The organism is Chroococcidiopsis sp. CCNUC1 (genome assembly GCF_023546805.1).
Taxonomy (GTDB): domain Bacteria; phylum Cyanobacteriota; class Cyanobacteriia; order Cyanobacteriales; family Chroococcidiopsidaceae; genus Chroococcidiopsis; species Chroococcidiopsis thermalis.
Map to the genome: position 1 here is coordinate 3,588,748 of NZ_CP097480.1, position 23,121 is coordinate 3,611,868.

A 23,121-nucleotide genomic window follows, 5' to 3' on the forward strand; every position below is an offset into this window, starting at 1 on the left:
CTAACTCAATTTCTCAAATAGAATGCGATCGCCTCTTCTACTTAACCCCCCACAGCCCCAGAATAAATCAAACCCCGCTGCATATCTAAAGTCAAAATTGCCCCATCCCGAATCACTTCGGTAGCGCGTTTGACTCCTACAATGACAGGAATCCCCAAACGCAAACCCAAGACCGCAGCATGACTGGTAAGACTCTCATCTTCGGTGATAATCCCTGCGGCTTTGCGGATCGCATCGACAAAATCAGCAGAAGTGCGGGGCGCAACTAAAATTTCCCCAGGATTAAACTTACTCACATCTATTCCGGCGTGAGCTACCCTAGCGCGACCGCTGACGGAACCCTGACCGATGCCAACACCTTGACCGAGTAAAGCTGTCACCACTTCTACCTTAATCAAGTCTGTCGATCCCGATACTCCCTGAAGCGTCCCAGCCGTCATCACGACCAAATCTCCTTCTGTTAAGAGATTTTTCTCTAGCGCCACATTGAGAGCCGACTGAAACGTTTGTCCCGTCGAAGCTAAATCCAGTACCAGCAGCGGTTTTACTCCCCACACCATTTGTAGCTGTCGAGCTATATCGACATGGGGAGTGACGGCAAGAATTGGAGTCTGAGGTCGAAATTTAGACACATTTCGCGCCGTCGATCCCGTCTTCGTCATCGTCATAATTGCAGATGCTTCTAATTGTTCGGCAATCTGTCCTACTGCTTGACTGATCGCATTGGGGATCGATCGCCGCGCATCTTTGATATGAGCTGGAGGCGAGGCTAGAGCCTGTTCCTGTTCGATCCGCACGGCAATTTTTGCCATTGTCGCCACGGCTTCCACCGGATATTTCCCCACAGCCGTCTCATTTGACAGCATCACCGCATCCGTACCATCTAAAATTGCATTTGCCACATCCGAGACTTCAGCGCGAGTCGGTCGAGGGCTGTGAACCATGCTGTCTAACATTTGGGTTGCCGTGATAATTGGGATACCTAAGCGATTTGCCGTCACGATCAACCGCTTTTGCAAGATCGGCACGTCTTCCGCTGGTAGTTCTACCCCCAAATCCCCTCTAGCCACCATCACACCATCGCACAGAGGTAAAATCGCCTCCATCTGATCGATCGCCTCGTGTTTCTCAATCTTGGCAACTACAGGCACTTGCTTCCCTGCATTAGAAATAATTTCTTTAATTTCTAAGATGTCTTGAGGATTGCGCACGAAAGAAAGGGCTACCCAATCTACACCTTGATCTAGACCGAAAAGTAAATCTTCGCGGTCCTTATCTGTCATTGCCTTAATGGATAGATAGACCCCAGGAAAATTTACCCCTTTATTATTAGAAAGAATGCCCCCCACAGTGACGCAACAGTGCAATTCTTTGTTATCGCGATCGACATCTTCCACGAGCATTTCGACTCGCCCATCATCCAGTAAAATTGTCGCTCCTACGGGGACTTCATCGGCTAGCAGATCGTAAGTCACGCAACTGCGCTCTTGAGTCCCGACAATGCGATCGCTAGTTAAAGTAAAGCGATCGCCCCGACCCACTTGAATCGAGCCAGTCTCAAACTTACCCAGGCGAATTTTCGGTCCCTGTAAGTCTTGTAAAATTCCAACCGGACGATCCAATTCAAAAGCGGTCTGCCGGATCAGGCGAATGCTGCGTTGATGGTCGGCGTGAGTGCCGTGGGAAAAATTCAGCCGCAAAGTGGTTGCTCCAGCCTCAATCAATGCTTTGAGGACTTCTGGGCTACTAGTAGCGGGACCAATGGTAGCGACGATTTTAGTGCGACGAACGGAGTCTAGTGACTGCATGAAGGCAACTTTCAAGGGGATAACAAACTACAGATCGTACTGCGATCGGTATATCACCCGATCGCCAGAGAATAAATTGCTAGTAGCAGTAGTAAAAATGACTCATGCTACACAAAACTTTAGTATTCTAGTGAACGTACCATAATAATTTGCAACATAATTTGCAACAACCGATAACAAAAGGAGTCAAGATGATCGCGTCGGAGGCAAAGAAGCCACTGACAGTTCCCAAGGAGTTTTTAGCACCTCCTGAGAAAATAAATCCCGATGTGTGGATGTTTCTGGCAGCCATGACCTTATTAGTATTATCCAACTGCGGTTACTGGCTGTGGGAGTGGCAACACTGGTGCTGCTTTACAATTAACGTTCTTGCCATTCATATGTCTGGCACTGTGATTCACGATGCTTGTCACCAAGCTGCCCATCCTAATCGAATTATCAATGCAATTTTAGGGCATGGCAGCGCCATGATGTTAGCTTTCTCGTTTCCCGTATTTACGCGGGTACACCTACAGCACCACGCCCATGTTAACGACCCAGAAAACGATCCGGATCATTTTGTCTCTACTGGTGGTCCTCTGTGGTTAATTAATGCTCGCTTCTTCTATCATGAAGTATTTTTCTTTCAGCGGCGATTGTGGCGAAAATACGAATTATTAGAGTGGTTTATTAGCCGTGCAATTGTCGCAGCAATTTTTTACATCTCAATTCAATATCACTTTTTGGGCTATATCCTCAATTTTTGGTTTATCCCAACTGCTATTGTTGGGCTGACTTTAGGATTATTTTTTGATTATCTACCCCATCGTCCATTTAGCGATCGCGGGCGTTGGACAAATGCCAGAGTTTATCCCAATCCGGTACTGAATCTATTGATCGGCGGACAGAATTATCACCTCACCCATCACCTATGGCCTTCAATTCCCTGGTATAAATATCAACCCGCATACCATGCCACCAAGCATCTTTTGGATGCCAAAGGCAGTCCTCAAACTCTAGGTATCTGGCAAGGAAAAGACTTTTGGAGCTTTTTATATGATGTCTTTCTAGGGATTCGGTTGCATCGGAAAGAGGAAACGAGTGTAGAGACGTTACATGTAACGTCTCTACACAATGACCAATAACCAACTACTAACTCCCACAATTCAATCTCTCATACGCATTGCTAATAACTCGCTGACCCCGCAGAAACCCTGTATTTGCTCCAGGGCAGATATATTGCAAGGTTTCTGGGGTAAAGCGATCGCAAATGAGTTTGACGCTGCGTAATTGGCGTAACCAGTGGAAAGTTTTTGCCGTTCTCAGCGGTGCTGGTTCGCCTTGAAGATTGGGGAGAATATGACGACCAGAGAATAAAATACCTCCATGCTGCGGATAGTAAAGGCAAGCAGAACCAGGCGAATGTCCGGGAGTCCAGATAATTTCAATGCCATTTCCCAGGTCAAATTCTCGCTCAAAAGTCGTAACTTTTAATCCTGGCAACAAATAGGCTTCTTGTTGTTGAATGATAATCTCGCAGTTATACGTTGCTTGCAGGTGTCGCGTTTGACCGATCGCACCTCTGTGCGTCATAAATAACCAGCGAACTCCACCAAGAGAACTGATGTATTCCCGATTCACTTCGTCCCAGCCTGGAGAGTCTATCAGAATATTGCCTTGATTTTCTACAATAAGATAAGCAGTTCCTCCTAACGTCTCTCTATTGGGTGGAAACGCAAATACGTTATGCCAAATTGCCTGTGGTAGTTTGGGAGAACGAGTAGGTTGGTTTTGCAAAGTTCGGGAACGATTAGTGAGGGGTAAAAGTTAAATTGAGAGTCTAATTGCGATCTTATGTGGCGAGTAAAATTATGGCACTGGCACGGCAAATAGGAGGTGAAAGATAAGTATTCTCAACTGACTTGTCTCCATCGCTTAAACGCGATACCCACTCAGTACAACTGCAACAGACATGGAATTTTGGTTTCTCCTCCTCCTGGGACTATTTACTTATATCATCGTGCGGCGCAGTGTCGCTGGCATGACGCGGACACCCGTTTGGCTTTTATGGCTGGTACTCATGACACCAGCCTTAATTTGGAGCATATGGATGGCAGTCTACGGTCCAGATCAACCACTGCCTATTGCTTTAGCGATCGGTCCGTTTGTCATCTGCCCAGTTTTGTACTGGCTGCTGATTCAGTGGGGACGGAGAGGAATGTCACCCGCGCCACCAACTGCTAACCCAGCAGCAGTCAATTCTAACCCAGAACCGACACCAGAACCGACACCAGTTCGCCCAATCGAGCCAGCAGAAGAAGCTCAACTGAGGGATTGCTTTCCTTGGTCAACTTTCTACATTCACAATATTGAATATCGACCTCAAGCCGTGATCTGTCGCGGACAACTCCGCACTTCTCCGACCGATGCTTACGAGAAAATTCGGCGAAATATTGAAAATCAATTTGGCGATCGCTTTTTAGTCCTGTTGCAAGAAGGACTCAACAACAAGCCTTTCTTTGCCCTAGTTCCCAATCCCCAAGCGCGAAAAGATAGACCAGCGGAGCGATCGCAGCTCTCTAGACCCTTTTTAGCCGTAGGCTTAGTTATAGCCACCTTATTTACAACTGCCGTCGTTGGCGTGCAATTAGCTAGTAGCAATAACACCACACCATCAGCAACTATTACCCAATTACATGAAGGATTGCCCTATGCCGTAGCTTTACTGGCGATTTTAGGCATTCACGAAATGGGTCACTATTTAACAGCTAGATTTCATAAAATTCTCGTTACACTACCTTATTTCATTCCCATTCCCTTTTTTCCTGGTACGTTTGGGGCATTTATTCAAATGCGCAGCCCCGTACCCAACCGTAAAGCCTTGTTTGATGTGAGTATTGCTGGTCCTGTAGCTGGATTTGTGGCAACACTACCGCTGCTGATCTGGGGTTTAGCAAACTCTCAAGTCGTGCCAATCCCAGAAAAAGCAGGAACTCTCGACCCCGATGCCCTCAACCCAGGATATTCGATTTTACTAGCAGTCCTGAGTAAATTAGCATTAGGCGCTCAACTAACCGCAGATAAAGCGATCGACCTACACCCAGTGGCGATCGCGGGATTTCTAGGACTTGTCGTTACGGCACTCAACCTAATGCCTGTAGGACAACTCGATGGCGGTCACATCGTCCATGCTATGTTTGGACAGCGTACTGGAGCCGCGATCGGTCAAATTGCTCGGTTTTTAGTTTTAGGATTGGCTTTAGTCCAACCTGGTTTTTGGTTGTGGGCGATAATTCTCTTTTTCATGCCCATAGCTGACGAACCAGCCCTCAACGATGTAACCGAACTAGACAACAAACGCGATATCATCGGTCTGCTAGTCTTAGCTTTACTCGTTTTAATTATCCTGCCAGCACCCAGATTTATTACAAATTTATTACAAATTTAGAGGGGTAAGGGATAGGACAAGGGGGCAAGGGGGACAAGGAAGAAGTTAAAATTTACCTCTTGGCAACTACCAATGACCAACGACCAATGACCAATGACAACGTAATTCAAGTTATCGGTGGTGGATTAGCCGGGACAGAAGCGGCGTGGCAAATTGCCCAGGCGGGAATACCAGTGATTTTGCACGAAATGCGTCCTTTGCGATCGAGTCCCGCCCACCATACAGAACATTTAGCAGAATTAGTCTGTAGCAATTCTTTTGGGGCGCAAGCAAGCGATCGCGCATCGGGATTGTTGCACGAAGAACTGCGTCAATTGGGTTCTGTAGTGATTGGCAAAGCCGACAGTCACGCCGTCCCTGCTGGTGGTGCTTTAGCTGTAGATCGAGGACAATTTAGCCAAGATTTGACCGAAACGCTCTCTCGTCACCCCCTCATCGAACTGCGGCGGGGCGAACTTCACGTCATTCCAGAAGGCGTTGTTGTACTAGCGACTGGTCCTTTAACTAGCCCCGATTTAGCCGCAGATTTGCACCGCTTTACGGGAATGGAATATCTCAGCTTTTTCGATGCCGCAAGCCCAATTATTGTAGGAGAATCAATTGACCGCGATATTGCTTTTCTCGCTTCTCGCTACGACAAGGGAGATGCAGCCTATCTCAACTGTCCGATGAATAAAGAGCAATACTTGCAGTTTTGGCAAGCATTATGCACGGCAGAACAAGCAGAATTAAAGGATTTTGAGCGAGAAAATGCTAAATTCTTTGAAGCTTGTTTACCTATAGAAGAACTTGCCCAACGCGGGGAAGATACCATGCGCTATGGTCCCCTCAAACCTGTGGGCTTGTTTGATGCCCGCAAGGGAGACTTCCGCGCCCCAGAAAATCAGTCGGAACGTCCTTATGCGGTAGTACAACTGCGCCAAGAAGATAAGGCGGGGCAGTTGTGGAATATGGTTGGATTTCAGACAAATTTACGCTGGGGCGAACAAAAGCGTATATTTCAAATGATTCCAGGTTTGGAAAATGCTGAATTTGTGCGTTTGGGAGTGATGCACCGCAACACGTTTATTAATGCTCCTCAGTTGTTGCAACCATCATTACAATTTAAAAACCGTCCGACTCTCTTAGGTGCGGGACAATTAATTGGTACGGAAGGTTATACAGCAGCGGCGGCTGGCGGCTGGCTGGCGGGAACGAATGCGGCGAGAATTGCTTTGGGTAAAGATTCGTTAGTTTTACCACCCACAACGATGATGGGGGCGTTATTTGAATTTATCAGTTCTGCTGCCCCGAAACATTTTCAACCGATGCCACCTAATTTTGGCATTTTGCCTGAGTTAGGCGAGAAGATTAAGAATAAACAGCTTAGATATGGTAGGTATCGCGATCGCTCTTTGTTCGATCTTGCTAGTTGGAAAGCGGGGTTATCTTTGGGATTAGCTGGGGTAATTTAGCGATCGATCTGTAAGGGCGCACAGAGAAAGCGTCCCTACAAATTTATGTACGCCCCTACCTCAATATTCCAGGTTAAAAAGCGCGATCGCTTCCCAATTAACTTGCTATGCTATAATATCCGAGTGCAAGGGCATATAGCTCAGTGGATAGAGCATCAGATTCCGGTTCTGAGGGTCGGGGGTTCAAATCCCTCTATGCTCGTAAAAGATAAAAACCTTGATAAAACGCCAATCTACGAAAGAACAAGACTTTCAGGGAGTGGTGCTTCAGGAGTTTCTCCACCCCCTACCAAAAAAGTTTGGGTATTCTTGAGACTTTTTGGGCGCTCTTGAGTTGGCGATCTGTGATTCAAATGCCGTCTCCCCTTCTGGTAGCAGCCAGAATTGCTCCAGGGTTAGATTCTGTAATTGGTTTACGCTCATTTTCTTTAGCTTCCTGTGATGTTAACTGAATTAAACCACTGGCGATCGCATCTAGTAATTGCCCCGTCGCACCCTCGCCGTCATAGATATAACCGAGGGTATAAGCTAGATCTTTGAGCTTACTGGGGGTATCGGGAGCGGTTCTGACATTGACGACAGAACGGTTGAGTTTCTTTCTACCCATTGCTGTTCTCCAAGGGCTCTGGTCGTCCTATTCCCAATTGCTGGAGAGTTGTTTTAACATCCTGCCAATCGAGCCCGCAGTAGTAATACTGCTTAGAACGTAAATTAGCAAGGTAATATCCTCCCTTACCTGCCTCTATCCGAAATAACTCGATCGCAATTTTCGGTATGGTTAATCCAAATTGGCGCAGTCGGTCTTCTAGAGACAGAGATGCTGGCACGTTGCGGGGGTTGTAGAATATTCTGTCGCCTGTCTTGAAACACCAGGCAGACCCCTTTTTTTCAACGACTAGGTAGTGCAGTGGATGGATAATACTAGTAGACATATGTTATGTTTTTCTTGACTATCAGGAAATGCCCCTAGTTTTACTAGAGGCATGGTGCTAATTTTACTCGCCGTTGGAATCAGATTCAGAGTCCTCGTCTTCCAAGGCTTCTAGCACGTCTTTGGTATAAGCAACGTATTCGTTTCCTTGCTGGTCTATCTCGCTCCAGATATCCTCTGCAAGGTACTCGAACTCGATTTCAGGATTGTATTCCTTTTGTCCGTTGCCGTTACCGTCTTTATTTGGATTAGTTATTTTTGCATCACCTCCTTATTTTTAGGGGAGATAAAATATCTCCCCTAAATTATTATTGCCAATCTTCCTATAAGTGTCAAGCACTTTTATTGAGAACTTCGAGTAAATTCTGCTGCTTGATATATTCCAGGTTTTCCAGCGCGATCGCATTCTTAAATTTCTGCAATCTCAGGTCGATCTGCTGCTGGATAACTGCGGTGAGAGCATTTTGGCGCTGTTCCTCGTTTTGTGCTAACTGTAGGACTAAATCGGCAGTGCGTTTTTTAGAATCGCGAATTCTTTGTTCGTTGGCTTCATTTCCCTCTACGATCGCTTTTTCATGTATGTAAAGGAATCTCAGCCACAATCGTGCAACCTGAGTTAGGAGCGGTATTAATATTTAATTCACCTCCTAAGACTTGGGCGCGATCGCGCATACTTTGCAACCCAAAACCAGTAGTATTTTGACTTAATTGAAATCCCTTACCATTGTCAGCAATTGTGAATTTTAAATGGTTTTTCGTAACCTGTAATTGAATTTTCACTTCAGTAGCCGAGGCATGTCTACTAATATTGGTCAATGCTTCTTGAGCAATGCGATAAATAGCTGTAGAAACTTCTGTCGTTATGGAATCGGCAAGTTGAATTTGACATGAAGGAACAACGCCAGTAGAGCGCCCAAAATCCTCAGCCAAAGATGCGATCGCTTGCTCTAAAGAACGTCCCAACAGCGGATCGCGCAGCGCCGAAACTGACTGGCGCACATCTTGCAAAGCTTGAGAACCTAATTTTTTTGCTTGTTTGAGGAACGTGTAAGCTCTGGTAGAATCGCTGAGCCAAAGTTTAAGTGCTGTTTCTATTTGCAGATTGAGCGCCGTTAATGAGTGTCCGAGAGAATCGTGAATTTCTCGTGCAATGCGACTGCGTTCTTGCAAAGTTGCTTGGTCTTCAATTCTCACAGCATATTTTCGCAGTTGCTCGTTGGCGATCGCCAGTTTTTCTCGACTTTGACGCTCAGCTAAAACTGCATTCATTAATAACAACACAAAAACTAAAACTAACCCAAATAATAATGCTAGAAGGAGCGGAAAAAAACGCAACCGTTCTTGAGCCATTGGTGGTGCGGGAATGCGATGAAAACGGCGCTGTAGCGTCAATAGGAAAAAAGTAAAAGATAAACCCGTAATTAATAATCTTCCTGGTAGGTTAAAAATCAGACAACTTCGAGTGACTAGAAGTAAGTAAAGGAAAGGAAACAGACGGATTGCTCGACTACCAGTTAGAGAAGTGAATAAAATTAGTACAATTTCAAAAGCAGTATAAATAACTTTGTAAATTAACTTACCCGTGGGTAATCTCAAACCCATCAACCCAAAGCCAGTAATGCTTAACAGCGTTAGCAAAGGAAACCTTGGAAACCGCAAACTGGGATTAGGTAATAATTCAGTCCAAATTGCGATCGCCAATAATGCCCACTCTAGATAGAGCAGAAATGGAAACGGGTGATTGTGAGGTTGAATGGGACGAGTCACAAGGTTTAAAAGTCAAAGGTCAAAAGTCAAAAGTCAAAATTGGGACAAGGGAAACAAGAGAGACAAGGGAGAATTCGGAATTCGTAATTAGTATAGATTCCCTGATAACTGATAACTGATAACCATTACTAAAGTCATAGGGCGATCGTGACTTTTTCTACATGAGGTTGAGCGAACTCGTTTATAAGATAGTGGCACAGAATTGCTATGACGGGTGTATTACCGAGCGTGAAGCTAGAATGAAAACTGATTTGCCTCATTCAGAGACGTTCCCATCGCGCGTGAAAAACTTCAAGAAAGTAGGAATTACTAAGTGGGTGCTGGGGGTATTCTTGCTTGGCTTTGTAGCCGCAGGTAGCTATATTGTTTATCGTCAAATTGTCATTGTTCCCCGTCAAGCCGCCCAGCGACAAGCACTCTCCGTTCCAGTAGAACGATTAAATTTATCTGTAACTGTTGCAGCTAACGGCACAATTAAACCAGAGCGATCGATTAATGTCAGCCCTAAAAGTTCTGGACGGCTGAAAAGCTTGTTGGTAAAAGAAGGTGATTGGGTAAAGCAAGGGCAAATTATCGCCTACATGGATGATTCAAACCTACAGGGACAATTAATCGAAGCTAAGGGAAGATTAGCAGAAGCTCAAGCAAATTTACAAAAATTGCTGGCGGGGAATCGCGTTGAAGATATTGCTCAAGCGCAAGCAGAGTTACAAAATACTCAAGCAACCTTAGAAGAAGCAACCTCAAATCTGCGCCAAAACGAGCAGTTATTCGCCTCTGGAGCAATTTCCAGTCGAGATTTAATTACATCCCGCGCTGCTTACAATAGTGCCAAAGCAGCTGTGGATAGAGCGCAGCAAGCTTTAACTCTACAGCAAAACGGTTCGCGCCCTGAAGATATCGCTCAAGCCCGCGCTCAAGTTAAACAAGCACAAGGGGCATTACAGAATATTCAAACTCAATTGAATGATACGGCGATCGCGGCTCCTTTTAGTGGCGTAGTGGCGCAAAAATATGCCGATCCTGGTGCTTTTGTCACTCCCACCACCGCAGGTAGTTCCGTTTCTGGTGCAACTTCCAACTCGATCTTGGCACTGGCGGCGAACAATCAGGTTGTCGCCAACGTATCAGAAAGTAATATTGCTCAAATTCGGATCGGACAAGACATTAGCTTTCGAGCTGATGCTTATCCAGGTAAAACTTTCAAAGGGCGAGTAATTCAAATTGCCGTTCAATCTACGGTAGAACAAAACGTAACGAGTTTTCAAGTTAAAGCTGCAATTCTCACCGATCCTCAGTTGTTGCGATCGGGTATGAACGTTGATGTTGATTTTAAAGCAGGCGAACTGAAAAATGCGATTGCCGTCCCCACAGTTGCGATCGCTCGTCAACCTAACGGTACGGGTGTATTTGTCGCTAGCGAGAATAACAATCCCGTCTTTACCCCCATCCAAACCGGAGTGACTGTAAATGACAAAACCCAAGTTTTATCAGGACTCACGGGAACCGAAAAAGTCTTCATCACCTTTCCACCAGGAACTCGCCCCCAAACCAGAACGCCGGGAATCCCAGGTATGGGAGGTTCGCGACGGTGAACAGGGAGTAGGGAGCAGGGAGGACAAGGGGGACAAGGGAGGACAAGGGGACAAGGGAGACAAGGGGGACAAGGGAGACAAGGGGGACAAGGGAGACAAGGGGGACAAGGGGACAAGGGAGGACAAGGGAGACAAGGGAGACAAGGGGGACAAGGGAGACAAGGGGGACAAGGGAGACAAGGGAGACAAGGGAGACAAGGGAGCGGTTAACCAACAACTATCAACCTTAACCATTAACCATCAATTATTCTTCATGGCCCAAAAAACAACCCCCTCACGCCAATACTAACGCCGTGTCAACTGCTGAAGTTGTCGGGATGGCGGCGGAATCTTTATGGAATCACAAGTTACGCACGGGTTTAACGATGCTGGGCGTAATTATTGGTATTTCTTCGGTAATTTCTATTACTTCGGTAGGACAAGGCGTGCAAAAATCTACCGAGCAACAGATTCAAGCTTTGGGTACGAATGTGATGCTCGTCCTTGCGGGTGCGTCCACGACTGGTGGCGGGATTAACCAAGGAGTAGGTTCAGCTTCAACTTTGACTTGGGAAGATGCTAAAGCGGTAGCGCAACAGGCTCCAGCAGCGATTGGCGTGACTGCTTTTTTACAACGTCAGTTTCAAGTTGTTTATGGCGGACAGAATATTTCTACTAGCGTTCTCGGGACGGATTTATATTACTCTGAGGTGAAAAATATCCGCCCCCAAGTCGGGCAATTTTTTACTCAGGCAGATTTAGATGCGGCTCAACCAGTTGTTGTTTTGGGTTCTAAGGTACGAGATCAGTTATTTGGCGCAGAAGTTAATCCAGTAGGAGCCGATATTCGGATTCAGCGACAAAGTTATAAGGTTTTGGGAGTAATGGAGCCAAAAGGCGCGGTTGGAGGTCAAGATCAAGACGATCGCGTATACGTACCGTTAACGAATATGTCGGCGCGGTTGGTAGGAAATAATGCTTTAACTGGAGTTTCCATCAACGGATTTTGGTTAGCAGCCAGTAACGAGACGCAGTTAGATGCGGCACAATTCCAAGTCACGAACCTTTTACGCTTGCGTCATAATATCTACCCACCGCAAGCAGATGATTTTCGGATTATCAATCAGGTCGATATTATCAACACGTTTAGTAGTGTAGTAGGATTATTTACCATCATGGTAGTGGCGATCGCGGGAATTTCCTTAGTCGTTGGCGGGATTGGGATTGCCAATATCATGCTAGTCTCAGTCGTCGAACGCACAAAAGAAATTGGCATTCGCAAAGCTGTAGGCGCGACTAATGCAGCGATTTTAATTCAGTTTTTAGCCGAAGCAGTTGTCGTCTCTGTCGTTGGTGGAGGGATGGGAATTGGTTTGGGAGTGGCGATCGCGGCTACTGCTGCTAATATTTTCAAATTTCCCCTCATCGTATCGTTGTGGTCGATCGCGAGTGGGTTTGGGCTTTCTTTCGTCGTCGGATTGCTAGCGGGAGTTATCCCAGCTCGGAATGCTGCTAAATTAGATCCGATTGCCGCTTTGAGAAGCGAGTAAAAATATTTTTTTCTCTGCTATAATCGTAAAGCCGATATGCGGATGTGGCGGAATTGGCAGACGCGCTAGATTTAGGTTCTAGTACCGAGAGGTGTGAAGGTTCAAGTCCTTTCATCCGCATTCCCTCTCTCTTCAAGCCTTTCAAGCTTTTCTCACCGAGCGATTGGCATCAGGGTAATTGTGAGCGATCCGACTCCTAGCAATTTACCGCTAATCCTTCCCCGTTCGCCGATTCTGGCTAGCGATGGCGCTAACTGGAAAAACATTCAATTTGCTTATTTTCGAGAACCACCTTGCGATGTTCCAGAACACGTATCGTCCCAGCACGTTATTTGTTTGAATGTCGGAAAGCCCGTGCAGTTGGAGCAAGCAGTTGGCGGACGATATGAGAAGGTAGGATCGGGATTTGGAGATTTGAAAATTTACCCAGCCTACCTCAGCCAATGGTTTCACTGGGATAAAGAAGCTGAGTTTTTCAATTTGTTGTTAGCACCGTCATTTCTCGCTACAGTTGGCTATGAGGTATTTGGCAGCGATCGCCTCGAACTAATTCCACATTTAGCTACACTATTCGATCCGTTAGTTGGGCAGATTGGCTTTGCACTCAAAACATCCTTAGAAATTGATGGGAGAAACAGCCATCTTTATGCTGACTCGCTAGCCCATGCACTTGTGGTTCATCTTTTATCGAGATATTCTAGCAACTCACGTCAGCGCAAAACTGTTACGGGTAGTTTTACGCAACAGCAATGGCAGCAAATTGTTGATTTTATAGAAGCCAATTTAGATAGAAATATTAGCTTAACTCAGTTAGCAGAAATAGTGCGGTTGAGTCCGTATCATTTTGCGCATTTGTTCAAGCAGTCAACTCATATTTCACCGCATCAATATTTAATTCGTTGTCGGATCGAACGAGCCAAACAACTAATAGTTATAGGTAATTTGTCACTGGCTGCGATCGCTCAGACGGTTGGTTTTGCTAGCCAAGGACATTTCACTTACCATTTCAAACGCCTTGTCGGAGTTACGCCCAAAGTTTTTTGGCAGTTGTCGCAAGAACGTTGAAAACAATCGCAAGAACCTTGAAGAGAAGAAGTTGAGAATAGTTGGATACTGAATGCGTCAGTCGATAAATTCTGACGAGAAAGGAGAATTTATGTCACAACAGAATCTAGAAAATGTTCGCCGTCTGTTCGAGGCTGTCGAAGAACGCGATATTGGTGGAGTTCTTGCAGCTTACGCTCCTGAAATTGTCATCCGCGATGCAGAGTCACTACCTTATGGTGGAGTACATTCCGGTCTTGAAGGTGCAAAGCAACACGTTGAAGGCGCTGCTCAAACTTGGAATCATCTTCAACCGCCAGCCGAGAGGAAGATGGATGCAGTCTTTTTAGATGCAGAAGATTATGTCATCGTCCTTTGGCAGTTGAAAGGGCTGGCGGCGAGTAGCGGTAAAAAGCTTGATTCGCCAGTCGTAAGCGTGTATAAAATGCGTGATGGCAAAATTGTCGAATCACAGATGTTCTACGCAGATACAGTTGCGATCGGGCAATTCCTATTGCTCCAAAATTAAAGCAGCCCCAGAATTACAACACACTAGGGCTGCTGACAACAAACAATACACTCACACATAAAAGTGCATTGCACACGTTGGTATCGTACTATAAAACATTTGTACTATGCAAGCATCAGAGTGACAACCACCAAAGCAGACGAGTAAGGATGCACTAGCTAGAGCGATCGCGATCGTATTTTTATGACATTGGGTTGATTTTTGCTCTCTAGATATTTATAGTTACTGGTGCTTCGTCATTTGCGATTGATTTAACTCGAATAATTATAAAAATAAAATGTATTTTCAATTATCTCCGATTCTCGGGTGCTGGGGAGTAAAGTTAGGGCTAGTTGGTGTAGTGCTTGGGGGCGCGATCGCATTTGGGAATGCTACCCTGGCTCAGGTTGTACCAGATAATACACTAGGAGTAGAAAATTCTGTTGTTACAGATACAGGTAGCGGTGTAGATACAATTTCCGGTGGAGCCACGCGAGGGGGGAATTTATTTCACAGCTTTCAACAGTTTTCCGTGCCTACCAACGGAGCAGCTTTTTTTAACAATGCTACAAATATTCAAAATATCCTTACCAGGGTCACGGGCGGCTCAATTTCTGAGATTGATGGTTTAATTGGAGCTAATGGCGCAGCCAACTTGTTTCTACTCAATCCTAACGGTATAGTTTTCGGTCAGAATGCCAGGTTGAATATTGGCGGCTCGTTCGTTGCTACTACGGCTAGCAGTATCAATTTTGCTGATGGAACACAGTTTAGTGCTACACCTAGTACAGGTGCGCCACTGTTAACCGTGAGCGTTCCCTTGGGTTTGCAATTTGGTACTGGTTCGGGAAATATCATCAACCGTGCTAGCGGCGTAGGTTTGCAAGTTCAGCCTGGGAGGACTATAGGAATAGTTGGTGGCAATATTAATTTAGAAGGGGGTCGATTAACTGCTGAAGGAGGACGAATTGAACTAGGTGCAGTTGCAGCCCCAGGAGTTGTAGGAATCAGTCCAGATAGTAGTGGTTTCCGCTTCAGTTTTCCTACAGATTTAACTCTAGGAGATATATCACTCACAAATTCTGCTTTAGTTGATGTGAGGGCTGGAGGTGGTGGTAATATTGCCGTCAATGCCAGGAACCTAATGCTTTCGGGAGGTAGTCAGCTTATAGCTGGGATTGGAGCAAATTTAGGTTCAACTACTGCTGTAGCAGGGAGTATAGACATTAATGCCCAAGACGCGATCGCAATCGACGGTGTGGGTCAATTTCCAGATGGAGTTTTCAGCAGTGGATTCTTCAATGGCGTAGACCAAGGAGGCATAGGTAAGGGTGGCAATGTCAATATTAGAAGCAGTTCTTTATCCCTAACCAATGGTGGCAGGATTAGTCTCAGCACCTTTGGCATTGGAAATGCAGGTAATGTGAATATAGCTGTTAGCAATCGTATTTTTTTAGATAACAGTGCAATTTTTAGCCGAGTTAATGAAACAGCTATCGGTGACGGTGGCAATATCAGTATTAATACGCGATCGCTGAATATGACCAATGGAGCGGAGCTAACAGGTGCAACCTTAGGACAAGGAGATGCTGGTGATATTCAAATTACCGTAGCTGATTCGGTCATTGCTAACAGTGGTTCCTTCCTACGTGCTACCTCTTCAGGTGAAGGAAACGCGGGAAATGTGATGCTGAAAGCGGGTAATACTATCTCCTTTGACAATAGCGGTAGTGATGAATTTGCTGGAGCTTACAGTAGTGTAAGGCAGGAAGGTAGAGGCAACGGTGGTAATATCGATCTAACTGCTAGGAGGCTGTTTTTAGATAATGGTGCTCAACTGGTTGCAAGTACGGCAGGGCAGGGAGATGCAGGCAATATCAATATTGCTGTGAGCGATGTTGTCTTTGTTACTGGAGTAGATCGTAATGGCTTTGCTAGCGGAGTCTTTAGCCAGGTAGAAACAGGGGGTATAGGCAAAGGTGGGAATATCGACATTAAAACTGGTTCTTTGTCACTTGCCAACGGTGCTTTTATTAGTGCCGGTACTTCTGGCAGAGGAGATGCAGGTAATGTGAATATAACTGCTGCTGATGGCGTTTCCTTAGATGACGGTGTGATTGCCAGTCGGGTACGAGAAACAGCCAGAGGCAATGGCGGTAACATCACAATTAATGCGCGATCGCTATCTCTGACTAATGGTGGTTCTTTAAATACTTCTACCTCTAGTCAGGGTGATGCGGGCGACATCAATATCACTATAGCTGATACCTTATCTCTGACTAATGGTGGCGCAATCACTGCTAACAGCTTTCTAGGTGCTGAGGGAGATGCTGGTAGCATTAATGTAGCAGTTCGCTCCCTCAACCTAGATAACGGCAGCATCTTTGCTCAATCCATATCTGGTGATGGCGGAGATATTGATTTGGAGGCAGGGCAGCGTGTAGGATTACGCAACGGAAGTCAAATAACTACCTCAGTAGGCACGGAACAGAAACCAGGTAATGGAGGCAATATTACAATTAACTCTCCTCTGGTCATAGCAAACTTTAACGGTAATAACGACATTATTACTAATGCTTTTTTTGGCTCCGGTGGTGGCATTAGGATTAATGCCCCAAACATTATTGGATTCTCACCACTCATCAGTCGCCAAACAGTTTTGTCTCTATTTGGAAACAATCCTACAGTTGAAGAAGTTCTTAACTTTTTGAATGATTCGCGTAGTAATGATGTTGCATCCCTTTCTGGTTCACTAGAATTCAATTTTGACTCCAGTGGAGTCTTCTCTGCCGCCGATCTGGTCGAACTACCCACAACACCAGTAGATGCATCCACTCTAGTAGCTACTGGCTGTCCATCTGGAGCAGAAAACCGCTTTGTTGTTGCCGGACGCGGCGGCTTACCTCCCGCACCTGGGGATAAACTCAGCACTGATGCCCTTCTCACCGATTGGGCAACTCTACAAACGCCGGAAACTGAAAACCGTGCAACGGTAGAAACAACTACCCCAGAAGTAATTAACGATACAACCACTTCCTTAGTAGAAGCAACTACTTGGCAATTTGGCTCTAAAGGCGAAATTATCCTTACCAATGCCGATCGCACCTCGCCAAATCAGTTTAACGCAACACCGACTTCCTGCCCTAGTTCGTGACTAAAGGCGAGCGAGTTGAGGGAAAAATTAGAATTAGCGAGTAGGAGCGATCGCCCAGTTGCTAAAACAGTAGTAGAAAAGGCGATCGCTTAGATAGATCGGCAAATTGAAGTCTTGGAGGTAAAACTAACATGACCATTACTGCAATAGAACTGCCAATGGATGAAATTCGAGACTTTTGTAAAAAATGGCAAGTATCAGAATTAGCTCTATTTGGTTCCATTCTCCGAGATGATTTTCGCCCCGACAGCGACATTGATATTTTGATCGCTTTTTCTCCAACTGCAAAACGTGGGTTAACAGAAACCCTACAAATGCGTGATGAACTCCAAGGAATTTTTCATCGAAAAGTAGACCTAATCGTTAAAGCTGCGATCGAGCGCAGTGAAAATTGGTTGAGACGTAAAAACATTTTGGAATCAGCACAAACTATCTATGTCGCGCGATCGAGAATCTCTTAGGTGATAAATAGCGGGAATGCGAGATGTCATTGTCCACGAATACGACCAGCTCGATTTTGAGGTTACGCTTCGGTGCATCTTTCTCTTGTTCCCCCCTTTTTAAGGGGGCTAGGGGGATCTTTAGGTGAGTGGCGTAGTTTTTCGATCCCCCAACCCCCGCGAATTCGGGGGCTATTACAAAGTCGCACACGAGGTAAGTTGTATGGGATGTAGTTCAAAATAAACTCTCAGAACTTTTAAGATCGATTGAGGTATTGTTATAAGGTGATTAATCAAAACAACTGCTGGAAATTGGTAAAACAGATTTAACTCATCAGGAGGATGCCATTCGATGACCGCTCGTCCATACGATGTCGTGCTTTACGGAGCTAGTGGTTTTACTGGAAAGCAAACAGTGCAATACTTTGCCCAGCATGTAACTCCAAGCGAAGTACGTTGGGCGATCGCAGGTCGTAACCGTGAAAAACTCGAACAGGTAAAGGCGCAAGTTGGTGTCAATGTCGATGTATTAGTCGCAGACAGCCAAGATGAAACTGCCATAGATAACATCGTGTCCCAGACGCGGGTACTGCTGAATACGGCAGGACCATTCGCTCTCTATGGCAATAAAATTGTTGATGCCTGCGTGCGCTTCAAAACTCACTACGTTGACATTACCGGCGAGACTCCTTGGGTGAAGCAACTCTGCGATCGCTACCACGACAGAGCCGCAGCCGATGGAACTCGCATTATTCCCTGCTGTGGGTTTGATTCCGTGCCTTCGGATCTGGGGACTTACCTGATCGTCCGCTACATCCAACGAGAACTAGGAACATCCTGCCGAGCGGTGAAAGCTTACTATCAAGCTATGGGCGGATTCAACGGTGGGACTCTAGCTTCTGCTTTTAACATTTACAATTCCACTCAGGTAAGTCAGGTAAGCAATCCTTTCCTACTCAATCCAACCAGCGATCGCTCGCCAGAAGAAATAGAACGCAATCGAGATCCAGAATTTCCGCAATACGATCCCGATCTTGATACGTGGGTAGCGCCATTTTTCATGGGTGCGGTTAATACTCGCGTGGTACGCCGTAGTAGTGCATTATACAGTCAGTGGCAGGAGCCATACGGTGTTGACTTTACCTACCAGGAATATCTGAAGTTCGACCCCCCGATAGGGTGGCTGCCAGCAGTTGGGATTACAGCAGCAACGGCTCTATTTATAGGGGCAATCCAGCAACCGCCAATCCGTAGCCTGCTGCAACCCCTTTTACCCCAACCAGGTAGCGGACCATCGGAGAAAACAATGAACGAGGGATGGTTTCGCTGCGAACTTTTAGGATTGACGAGCGACGGACGCAAGGTATGGGGACTGATTTGCGATCGCGGCGATCCTGGCAACCGCGCTACAGTGAAATTTTTGTGCGAGTCAGCATTGTGTTTGGCGTTGAATGAAGACAAACTCCCCGGCGATCGGCGCGGGGGTATCCTCACCCCTGCAACTGGACTTGGTGACGTTCTGGCAGAACGGTTGCGCCATGCAGGTATGACTGTCGATCTAGATCGAAATTTTTGCCAAAGGTGAGCGATAAAAACAACAACTCACGGCTCATCAGAAGATCCTACCCTTAGTTAGGGGGACGACACTTATAGCAATTCTCGATTGCGTGCGTGACATTTGTAGGGGCACTTTCTCTGTGCGCCCTTACCACAGATCGTGTGTTTTACCCAATAATCAAGCACTTAATTGTCATCGGTCTCGCGCCATGCTAGGGAAAATCATTGGTCGGCGATATCAAGTCATACAAATCCTCGGTAGTAGTAGCTACTGTCAGACCTACCTAGCACGCAATCTCGATCGCAACCAGCCTGCTAAGTGTGTCATTAAGCATTTATTATCCACAGACAAAATCACCGATCTCAGTTATCGCTGGCAACGCTTGTTCAGCCGAGAAATTGCGGCTTTAGAGAAACTCCAGTCCTATTCGCAAGTACCGCAGTTATTAGACTATTTTGAGGAAGATCGACAATTTTACTTGGTGCAAGAGTATATTGTCGGGCAACCGCTAAGTCAACTCATGCCACCAGTAAGAGTCAAGTGGAGTCAGCAGCAAGTCATCGAGTTGTTGTATGAAATCCTCAGCATTCTGGAAATCGTTCACTCACAGGGACTCATTCACCGCGACCTCAAACCCAATAACTTAATTCGCCGAGCATCGGATGGAAAATTAGTCCTAATTGACTTTGGTAGCGTTAAACAAGCTTGGACGCAGGTAGTGACATCATCAGGACAAACCCAAGCTAATTATGCCATCGGTCTTCCTGCCACCATAGCTGTAGGTACATCTGGTTATATGCCCTCCGAGCAAAGTCACGGACGACCGCGACCTAACAGCGACATCTATGCTTTGGGGATGATTGGCATTCAAGCCTTAACTGGAATGCAACCAACGCAATTATTAGAAGATGCTGAAACTGGGGAAATGATTTGGCAACATCTGGTAACGATCGCGCCAGAGTTAACAGCCATTTTAAATAACATGGTACGCTACCACTTTTTAGAGCGCTACCAGTCTACTACAGAGGCATTAAATGCTTTAGCGCCTCTGGTGGATGCGCCGGAAAAAGTAAATACCGCTCCAGTCATGCTTTCAGTACCAAAACCAGCAGATAAGATCGTAGGAGTGGTGAAGCTTGTACGCAAACGCATTGCCTCACGGTTAGGAACAGCATTGGGAGTGACTTCTGCATTTGCGCTGTTACTTGGTAGTTACTATGCTTTGCGACCGACAACAAATATTTCACCCACAATGGCGCGATCGCAAATTGTCGAAGCATCTCATACAACTGAGCCTAGCACTTCTCCTCACACCTCGATGACGCGCACCTTGACTGGGCATACTAACGCAGTGTGGGCGGTGGCGATCGCGCGTGACGGACATACCCTAATTAGTGGTAGCGGGGACAAGACAATTAAATTCTGGGATCTTAGTTCTGGAGAATTGCTACGTACCTTAACTGGCAATTCAGCTGAAGTCTTATCGCTTGCCTTAAGTCAAGACGGACAAATGCTGACAAGTGCTAGCTACTCAGCTCAGCCAGCAGTCAAAGTTTGGGATCTATCTACTCAAGAATTACAACATACAATTGGAAATGTTAGTAAAGTCTGGTCTGTTGCCATAAGTCCCGATCGCCAGACTCTTGTAAGTAGCAACGCAGACGCAAGTATCAAAATTTGGGATCTATCTACACGAATGTTACGCCGCACTCTTATCGGACATGCGGACACAGTTTGGTCTGTTGCCATTAGTCCTGATGGCAAAACTTTAGTTAGTGGTAGTAAAGATCGAACGATCAAAATTTGGGATCTTCGTACCGGAGCATTACGCCGTACTCTCTTGGGACATACAGATCGAGTCAGATCTGTGGCGATTAGTCCTGATGGACAGACTTTGGTATCGAGTAGTTGGGACAAAACGATCGGAATTTGGCAACTACAAACCGGACAGCGATTACGCACTTTGACGGGACATTCAGACTATATTAATTCAGTTGCAATTAGCCCAGATAGTCAGATGATTGCTAGTGGAAGTGACGATCGCCAAATCAAACTTTGGCAGCTCAATACTGGAGAGCTATTGACAACTTTTTCTGGACATCAGGGTAACGTAAATAGCCTCAGCTTTACTCCCAATGGCAAGCTAATTGTTAGTGGCAGTGAAGATAAAACTATTAAACTTTGGAGCTTGCAAGGGATAAATTAACTTAGATTAAAGGCGATCGCCCCCCTCAAGCAAGCACCACTGAGATTGGTATCGCTCGTGTTTGCGCCTGTTAAGTCTGCCCGCAATAAGTTTGCACCGCTCAGATCGGCTCCACTCAAATTAGCATCGCTCAAATCTGCCGCAGTCAAGTCAGCTCCGCTGAGATTTGCGCCACTGAGGTTAGCCCCTCTCAACTTTGCCCAGCCGAAATTTATCTGACTGAGATTGAGATAGCTGAGATCGGCGCACATGAGATTGGCATTGATAAAGTGCCTGTCTCCAACCGCGTAGCGCCGTTTTAATGTCTCAACACTTAATTTGGGCAATAAAATACAGAAATTACCGCTGTCGCACCATCTAGCTTCCACCAAACTAGCAGCAGTTTTAATTGCTATTTCATCCGAGGTAGGTATGACAATACTGTTGCACTCATCCCATTGACCGTCGAGCATGAAAGCAACATTATAGGCTGCATCGCGTGAATCGAATAAGAGAACGCGATTTTCCCCAGAGCGATCGCTCAATCCAACGATCGCATTTCGCAACGATGAGAATTTTTGCAGTAAGTCTTTCATGCTCTCGATCGCCTCATCATGATATTAACTATTTGCCGATCCTGGCTTAGTCAGCTTGCGGTGCAGTTCGGCGTTGACGGTATCGGGCAAGACTTTGCTCACCGCACCCTGAATTTTGGTCGCGAGCGATCCAGCGACTATACTATCTTTACCTTTCATCAGGGCTTCAAACCCCTGCTTGGCAACCTCAGCCGGATCGTCCTTCTGGTTTGCACCTACGTTAGTGTCGTCCATTCCCGCGCGGTGGAAAAAGTTAGTCTCAGTTGGTCCAGGCATGAGCGCAGTTACAGTTACGCCTGTATCCTTCAACTCGTTGCGTAACCCTTCCGAGAAGGATTGGATAAATGCTTTAGAAGCTGCATAGACTGCCTCAAACGAACCAGGCATCAGGGCAGCAATTGACGAAGTAAATAGAATTCGCCCCTTGCCGCGATCTACCATATCCTTGACAACCCGTTTGGCAAGATGGACGGACGATACAACATTGAGGTTAATTAAATTAAGTTCGTCTTGTAGATCGGTTTCGCGGGCAAACTCACCGCCAACACCAACACCGGCGTTAATGGCGATCGCATCCACTGCTCGATTCGAGTCTTGAATTTTCTGATATAGCGCCTCAACACCGTCATAAGTAGCAAGATCTGCCTGCACCGTCTCGACTTTGGCATCCATCCCTTCCAATGTCTGAGCAACTTCGTTCAGGTTTGAATGATTGGCTGTGATGAGGAGATCGAAGCCGTTTTGGGCGAACTGTTTGGCAAGTTCGTAGCCGATACCACTGGAAGCACCTGTAACGACAGCTAAGGGACGGGTGAATGAATTATCCATGAATGGTTAATAACTGCATACTTCTAACCCTTACGATCCTAGAAAAACAACAGTGCGATCGCGTCTTTCCAATGAAGTAGTACTACTGTGCCTTTTAGAGGAGTTTTGACAGGTAAGTCCTGAGAAAAAACATGGACAGCCTACACTTCCTCCACTACCCATCTCGTCGATCGTTGCTACAGATCCGATCCCCCCTAGCCCCCTTGAAAAAGGGGGAACAAAGCCCCCCTTTTGAAGGCGATTCAACTAAAGAGACGCTCGCGCTTGTCTCTTCCCTCGAAAAAGGGGAAACAAAGC

Annotated in this window: 19 protein-coding genes and 2 tRNA genes; 13 read left to right on the top strand and 8 right to left on the bottom strand. The window is 46.1% G+C overall.

Features of this window, described 5'->3' with window-relative positions:
* Positions 1 to 41: 41 nt before the first annotated feature.
* The gene (pyk, locus tag M5J74_RS16735) at positions 42 to 1,808 is read right to left on the bottom strand and encodes a pyruvate kinase (RefSeq protein WP_106166433.1); all 1,767 of its coding nucleotides are present in this window, start codon (positions 1,806 to 1,808) and stop codon (positions 42 to 44) included.
* A 191-nt stretch (positions 1,809 to 1,999) separates the two neighbouring features.
* Between pyk and crtR the strand changes: the two genes are divergently transcribed.
* Entirely contained in the window at positions 2,000 to 2,932 is a 933-nt protein-coding gene (gene crtR / locus M5J74_RS16740) for a beta-carotene hydroxylase (protein WP_106166444.1), read from the top strand.
* Positions 2,933 to 2,939: 7 nt separating this feature from the next.
* On the opposite strand, the gene M5J74_RS16745 is transcribed toward crtR, so the two are convergent.
* Positions 2,940 to 3,584: an MBL fold metallo-hydrolase gene (locus tag M5J74_RS16745; RefSeq protein WP_015155218.1), complete on the bottom strand. Its 645-nt coding sequence runs from the start codon at positions 3,582 to 3,584 to the stop codon at positions 2,940 to 2,942.
* Positions 3,585 to 3,759: 175 nt separating this feature from the next.
* Between M5J74_RS16745 and M5J74_RS16750 the strand changes: the two genes are divergently transcribed.
* From M5J74_RS16750 to M5J74_RS16760, 3 genes are all read left to right on the top strand, one after another.
* Complete coding sequence (locus tag M5J74_RS16750) at positions 3,760 to 5,235, top strand: site-2 protease family protein (protein WP_015155219.1); 1,476 nt, start codon at positions 3,760 to 3,762, stop codon at positions 5,233 to 5,235.
* Positions 5,236 to 5,321: 86 nt separating this feature from the next.
* A complete protein-coding gene (gene trmFO, locus M5J74_RS16755; RefSeq protein WP_250012531.1) occupies positions 5,322 to 6,689 on the top strand; it encodes an FADH(2)-oxidizing methylenetetrahydrofolate--tRNA-(uracil(54)-C(5))-methyltransferase TrmFO in 1,368 nt (455 codons plus the stop codon).
* A 129-nt stretch (positions 6,690 to 6,818) separates the two neighbouring features.
* Positions 6,819 to 6,891: transfer RNA gene (locus M5J74_RS16760), tRNA-Arg, on the top strand.
* A 147-nt stretch (positions 6,892 to 7,038) separates the two neighbouring features.
* Here the strand turns inward: M5J74_RS16760 and M5J74_RS16765 are convergent.
* From M5J74_RS16765 to M5J74_RS16780, 4 genes are all read right to left on the bottom strand, one after another.
* Positions 7,039 to 7,296, bottom strand: coding sequence for a hypothetical protein (locus M5J74_RS16765; protein WP_015155221.1), 258 nt, complete (start codon positions 7,294 to 7,296; stop codon positions 7,039 to 7,041).
* Positions 7,289 to 7,621, bottom strand: coding sequence for a hypothetical protein (locus M5J74_RS16770; protein ID WP_015155222.1), 333 nt, complete (start codon positions 7,619 to 7,621; stop codon positions 7,289 to 7,291). The genes M5J74_RS16765 and M5J74_RS16770 overlap by 8 nt, the downstream gene beginning before the upstream one ends.
* A 331-nt stretch (positions 7,622 to 7,952) precedes the next feature.
* Complete coding sequence (locus tag M5J74_RS16775; protein WP_015155223.1) at positions 7,953 to 8,222, bottom strand: hypothetical protein; 270 nt, start codon at positions 8,220 to 8,222, stop codon at positions 7,953 to 7,955.
* Positions 8,194 to 9,387, bottom strand: coding sequence for a sensor histidine kinase (locus tag M5J74_RS16780; protein ID WP_250012533.1), 1,194 nt, complete (start codon positions 9,385 to 9,387; stop codon positions 8,194 to 8,196). Before M5J74_RS16780 ends, M5J74_RS16775 begins: the two co-directional genes overlap by 29 nt.
* Before the next feature lie 239 nt (positions 9,388 to 9,626).
* On the opposite strand from M5J74_RS16780, the gene M5J74_RS16785 reads away from it, so the two are divergent.
* The 9 genes from M5J74_RS16785 to M5J74_RS16825 all read left to right on the top strand — a co-directional run bounded on the left by M5J74_RS16785 (position 9,627) and on the right by M5J74_RS16825 (position 21,421).
* Positions 9,627 to 10,982, top strand: coding sequence for an efflux RND transporter periplasmic adaptor subunit (locus M5J74_RS16785; RefSeq protein ID WP_250012534.1), 1,356 nt, complete (start codon positions 9,627 to 9,629; stop codon positions 10,980 to 10,982).
* Positions 10,983 to 11,299: 317 nt separating this feature from the next.
* Positions 11,300 to 12,511, top strand: a complete 1,212-nt coding sequence (locus M5J74_RS16790) for an ABC transporter permease (RefSeq protein ID WP_371934050.1) — start codon at positions 11,300 to 11,302, stop codon at positions 12,509 to 12,511.
* A gap of 38 nt (positions 12,512 to 12,549) precedes the next feature.
* Positions 12,550 to 12,631: transfer RNA gene (locus M5J74_RS16795), tRNA-Leu, on the top strand.
* Between the two features lie 60 nt (positions 12,632 to 12,691).
* Positions 12,692 to 13,576 carry an AraC family transcriptional regulator gene (locus M5J74_RS16800; protein WP_250012538.1) on the top strand — a complete coding sequence of 295 codons (885 nt, stop codon included), beginning with the start codon at positions 12,692 to 12,694 and terminating at the stop codon, positions 13,574 to 13,576.
* A 91-nt stretch (positions 13,577 to 13,667) separates the two neighbouring features.
* Entirely contained in the window at positions 13,668 to 14,084 is a 417-nt protein-coding gene (locus M5J74_RS16805; protein ID WP_250012539.1) for a nuclear transport factor 2 family protein, read from the top strand.
* 277 nt (positions 14,085 to 14,361) lie between these two features.
* The gene (locus tag M5J74_RS16810) at positions 14,362 to 17,217 is read left to right on the top strand and encodes a filamentous hemagglutinin N-terminal domain-containing protein (RefSeq protein ID WP_250012541.1); all 2,856 of its coding nucleotides are present in this window, start codon (positions 14,362 to 14,364) and stop codon (positions 17,215 to 17,217) included.
* Between the two features lie 158 nt (positions 17,218 to 17,375).
* A complete protein-coding gene (locus M5J74_RS16815; protein WP_106544253.1) occupies positions 17,376 to 17,678 on the top strand; it encodes a nucleotidyltransferase family protein in 303 nt (100 codons plus the stop codon).
* A gap of 331 nt (positions 17,679 to 18,009) precedes the next feature.
* Positions 18,010 to 19,242 carry a trans-acting enoyl reductase family protein gene (locus M5J74_RS16820; protein ID WP_250012543.1) on the top strand — a complete coding sequence of 411 codons (1,233 nt, stop codon included), beginning with the start codon at positions 18,010 to 18,012 and terminating at the stop codon, positions 19,240 to 19,242.
* 181 nt (positions 19,243 to 19,423) lie between these two features.
* Positions 19,424 to 21,421 carry a serine/threonine-protein kinase gene (locus M5J74_RS16825; protein ID WP_250012545.1) on the top strand — a complete coding sequence of 666 codons (1,998 nt, stop codon included), beginning with the start codon at positions 19,424 to 19,426 and terminating at the stop codon, positions 21,419 to 21,421.
* Here the strand turns inward: M5J74_RS16825 and M5J74_RS33140 are convergent.
* Complete coding sequence (locus M5J74_RS33140) at positions 21,418 to 21,996, bottom strand: pentapeptide repeat-containing protein (RefSeq protein WP_305883590.1); 579 nt, start codon at positions 21,994 to 21,996, stop codon at positions 21,418 to 21,420. The genes M5J74_RS16825 and M5J74_RS33140 overlap by 4 nt on opposite strands.
* Positions 21,997 to 22,020: 24 nt before the next feature.
* On the bottom strand, positions 22,021 to 22,824 hold the full coding sequence (locus M5J74_RS16835; protein WP_015155232.1) for an SDR family oxidoreductase: 804 nt from the start codon (positions 22,822 to 22,824) through the stop codon (positions 22,021 to 22,023).
* Positions 22,825 to 23,121: the final 297 nt, after the last annotated feature.

Coding starts and splice junctions, on each gene's coding strand:
- M5J74_RS16815 (WP_106544253.1), top strand. CDS start 17,376: ATGGATGAAATTCGAGACTTTTGTAAAAAATGGCAAGTATCAGAATTA.
- M5J74_RS16750 (WP_015155219.1), top strand. CDS start 3,760: ATGGAATTTTGGTTTCTCCTCCTCCTGGGACTATTTACTTATATCATC.
- M5J74_RS16835 (WP_015155232.1), bottom strand. CDS start 22,824: ATGGATAATTCATTCACCCGTCCCTTAGCTGTCGTTACAGGTGCTTCC.
- M5J74_RS16820 (WP_250012543.1), top strand. CDS start 18,010: ATGACCGCTCGTCCATACGATGTCGTGCTTTACGGAGCTAGTGGTTTT.
- M5J74_RS16790 (WP_371934050.1), top strand. CDS start 11,300: ATGGCGGCGGAATCTTTATGGAATCACAAGTTACGCACGGGTTTAACG.
- M5J74_RS16785 (WP_250012534.1), top strand. CDS start 9,627: ATGAAAACTGATTTGCCTCATTCAGAGACGTTCCCATCGCGCGTGAAA.
- M5J74_RS16825 (WP_250012545.1), top strand. CDS start 19,424: ATGCTAGGGAAAATCATTGGTCGGCGATATCAAGTCATACAAATCCTC.
- pyk (WP_106166433.1), bottom strand. CDS start 1,808: ATGCAGTCACTAGACTCCGTTCGTCGCACTAAAATCGTCGCTACCATT.
- trmFO (WP_250012531.1), top strand. CDS start 5,322: ATGACCAATGACAACGTAATTCAAGTTATCGGTGGTGGATTAGCCGGG.
- crtR (WP_106166444.1), top strand. CDS start 2,000: ATGATCGCGTCGGAGGCAAAGAAGCCACTGACAGTTCCCAAGGAGTTT.
- M5J74_RS33140 (WP_305883590.1), bottom strand. CDS start 21,996: ATGAAAGACTTACTGCAAAAATTCTCATCGTTGCGAAATGCGATCGTT.
- M5J74_RS16770 (WP_015155222.1), bottom strand. CDS start 7,621: ATGTCTACTAGTATTATCCATCCACTGCACTACCTAGTCGTTGAAAAA.
- M5J74_RS16810 (WP_250012541.1), top strand. CDS start 14,362: ATGTATTTTCAATTATCTCCGATTCTCGGGTGCTGGGGAGTAAAGTTA.
- M5J74_RS16805 (WP_250012539.1), top strand. CDS start 13,668: ATGTCACAACAGAATCTAGAAAATGTTCGCCGTCTGTTCGAGGCTGTC.
- M5J74_RS16765 (WP_015155221.1), bottom strand. CDS start 7,296: ATGGGTAGAAAGAAACTCAACCGTTCTGTCGTCAATGTCAGAACCGCT.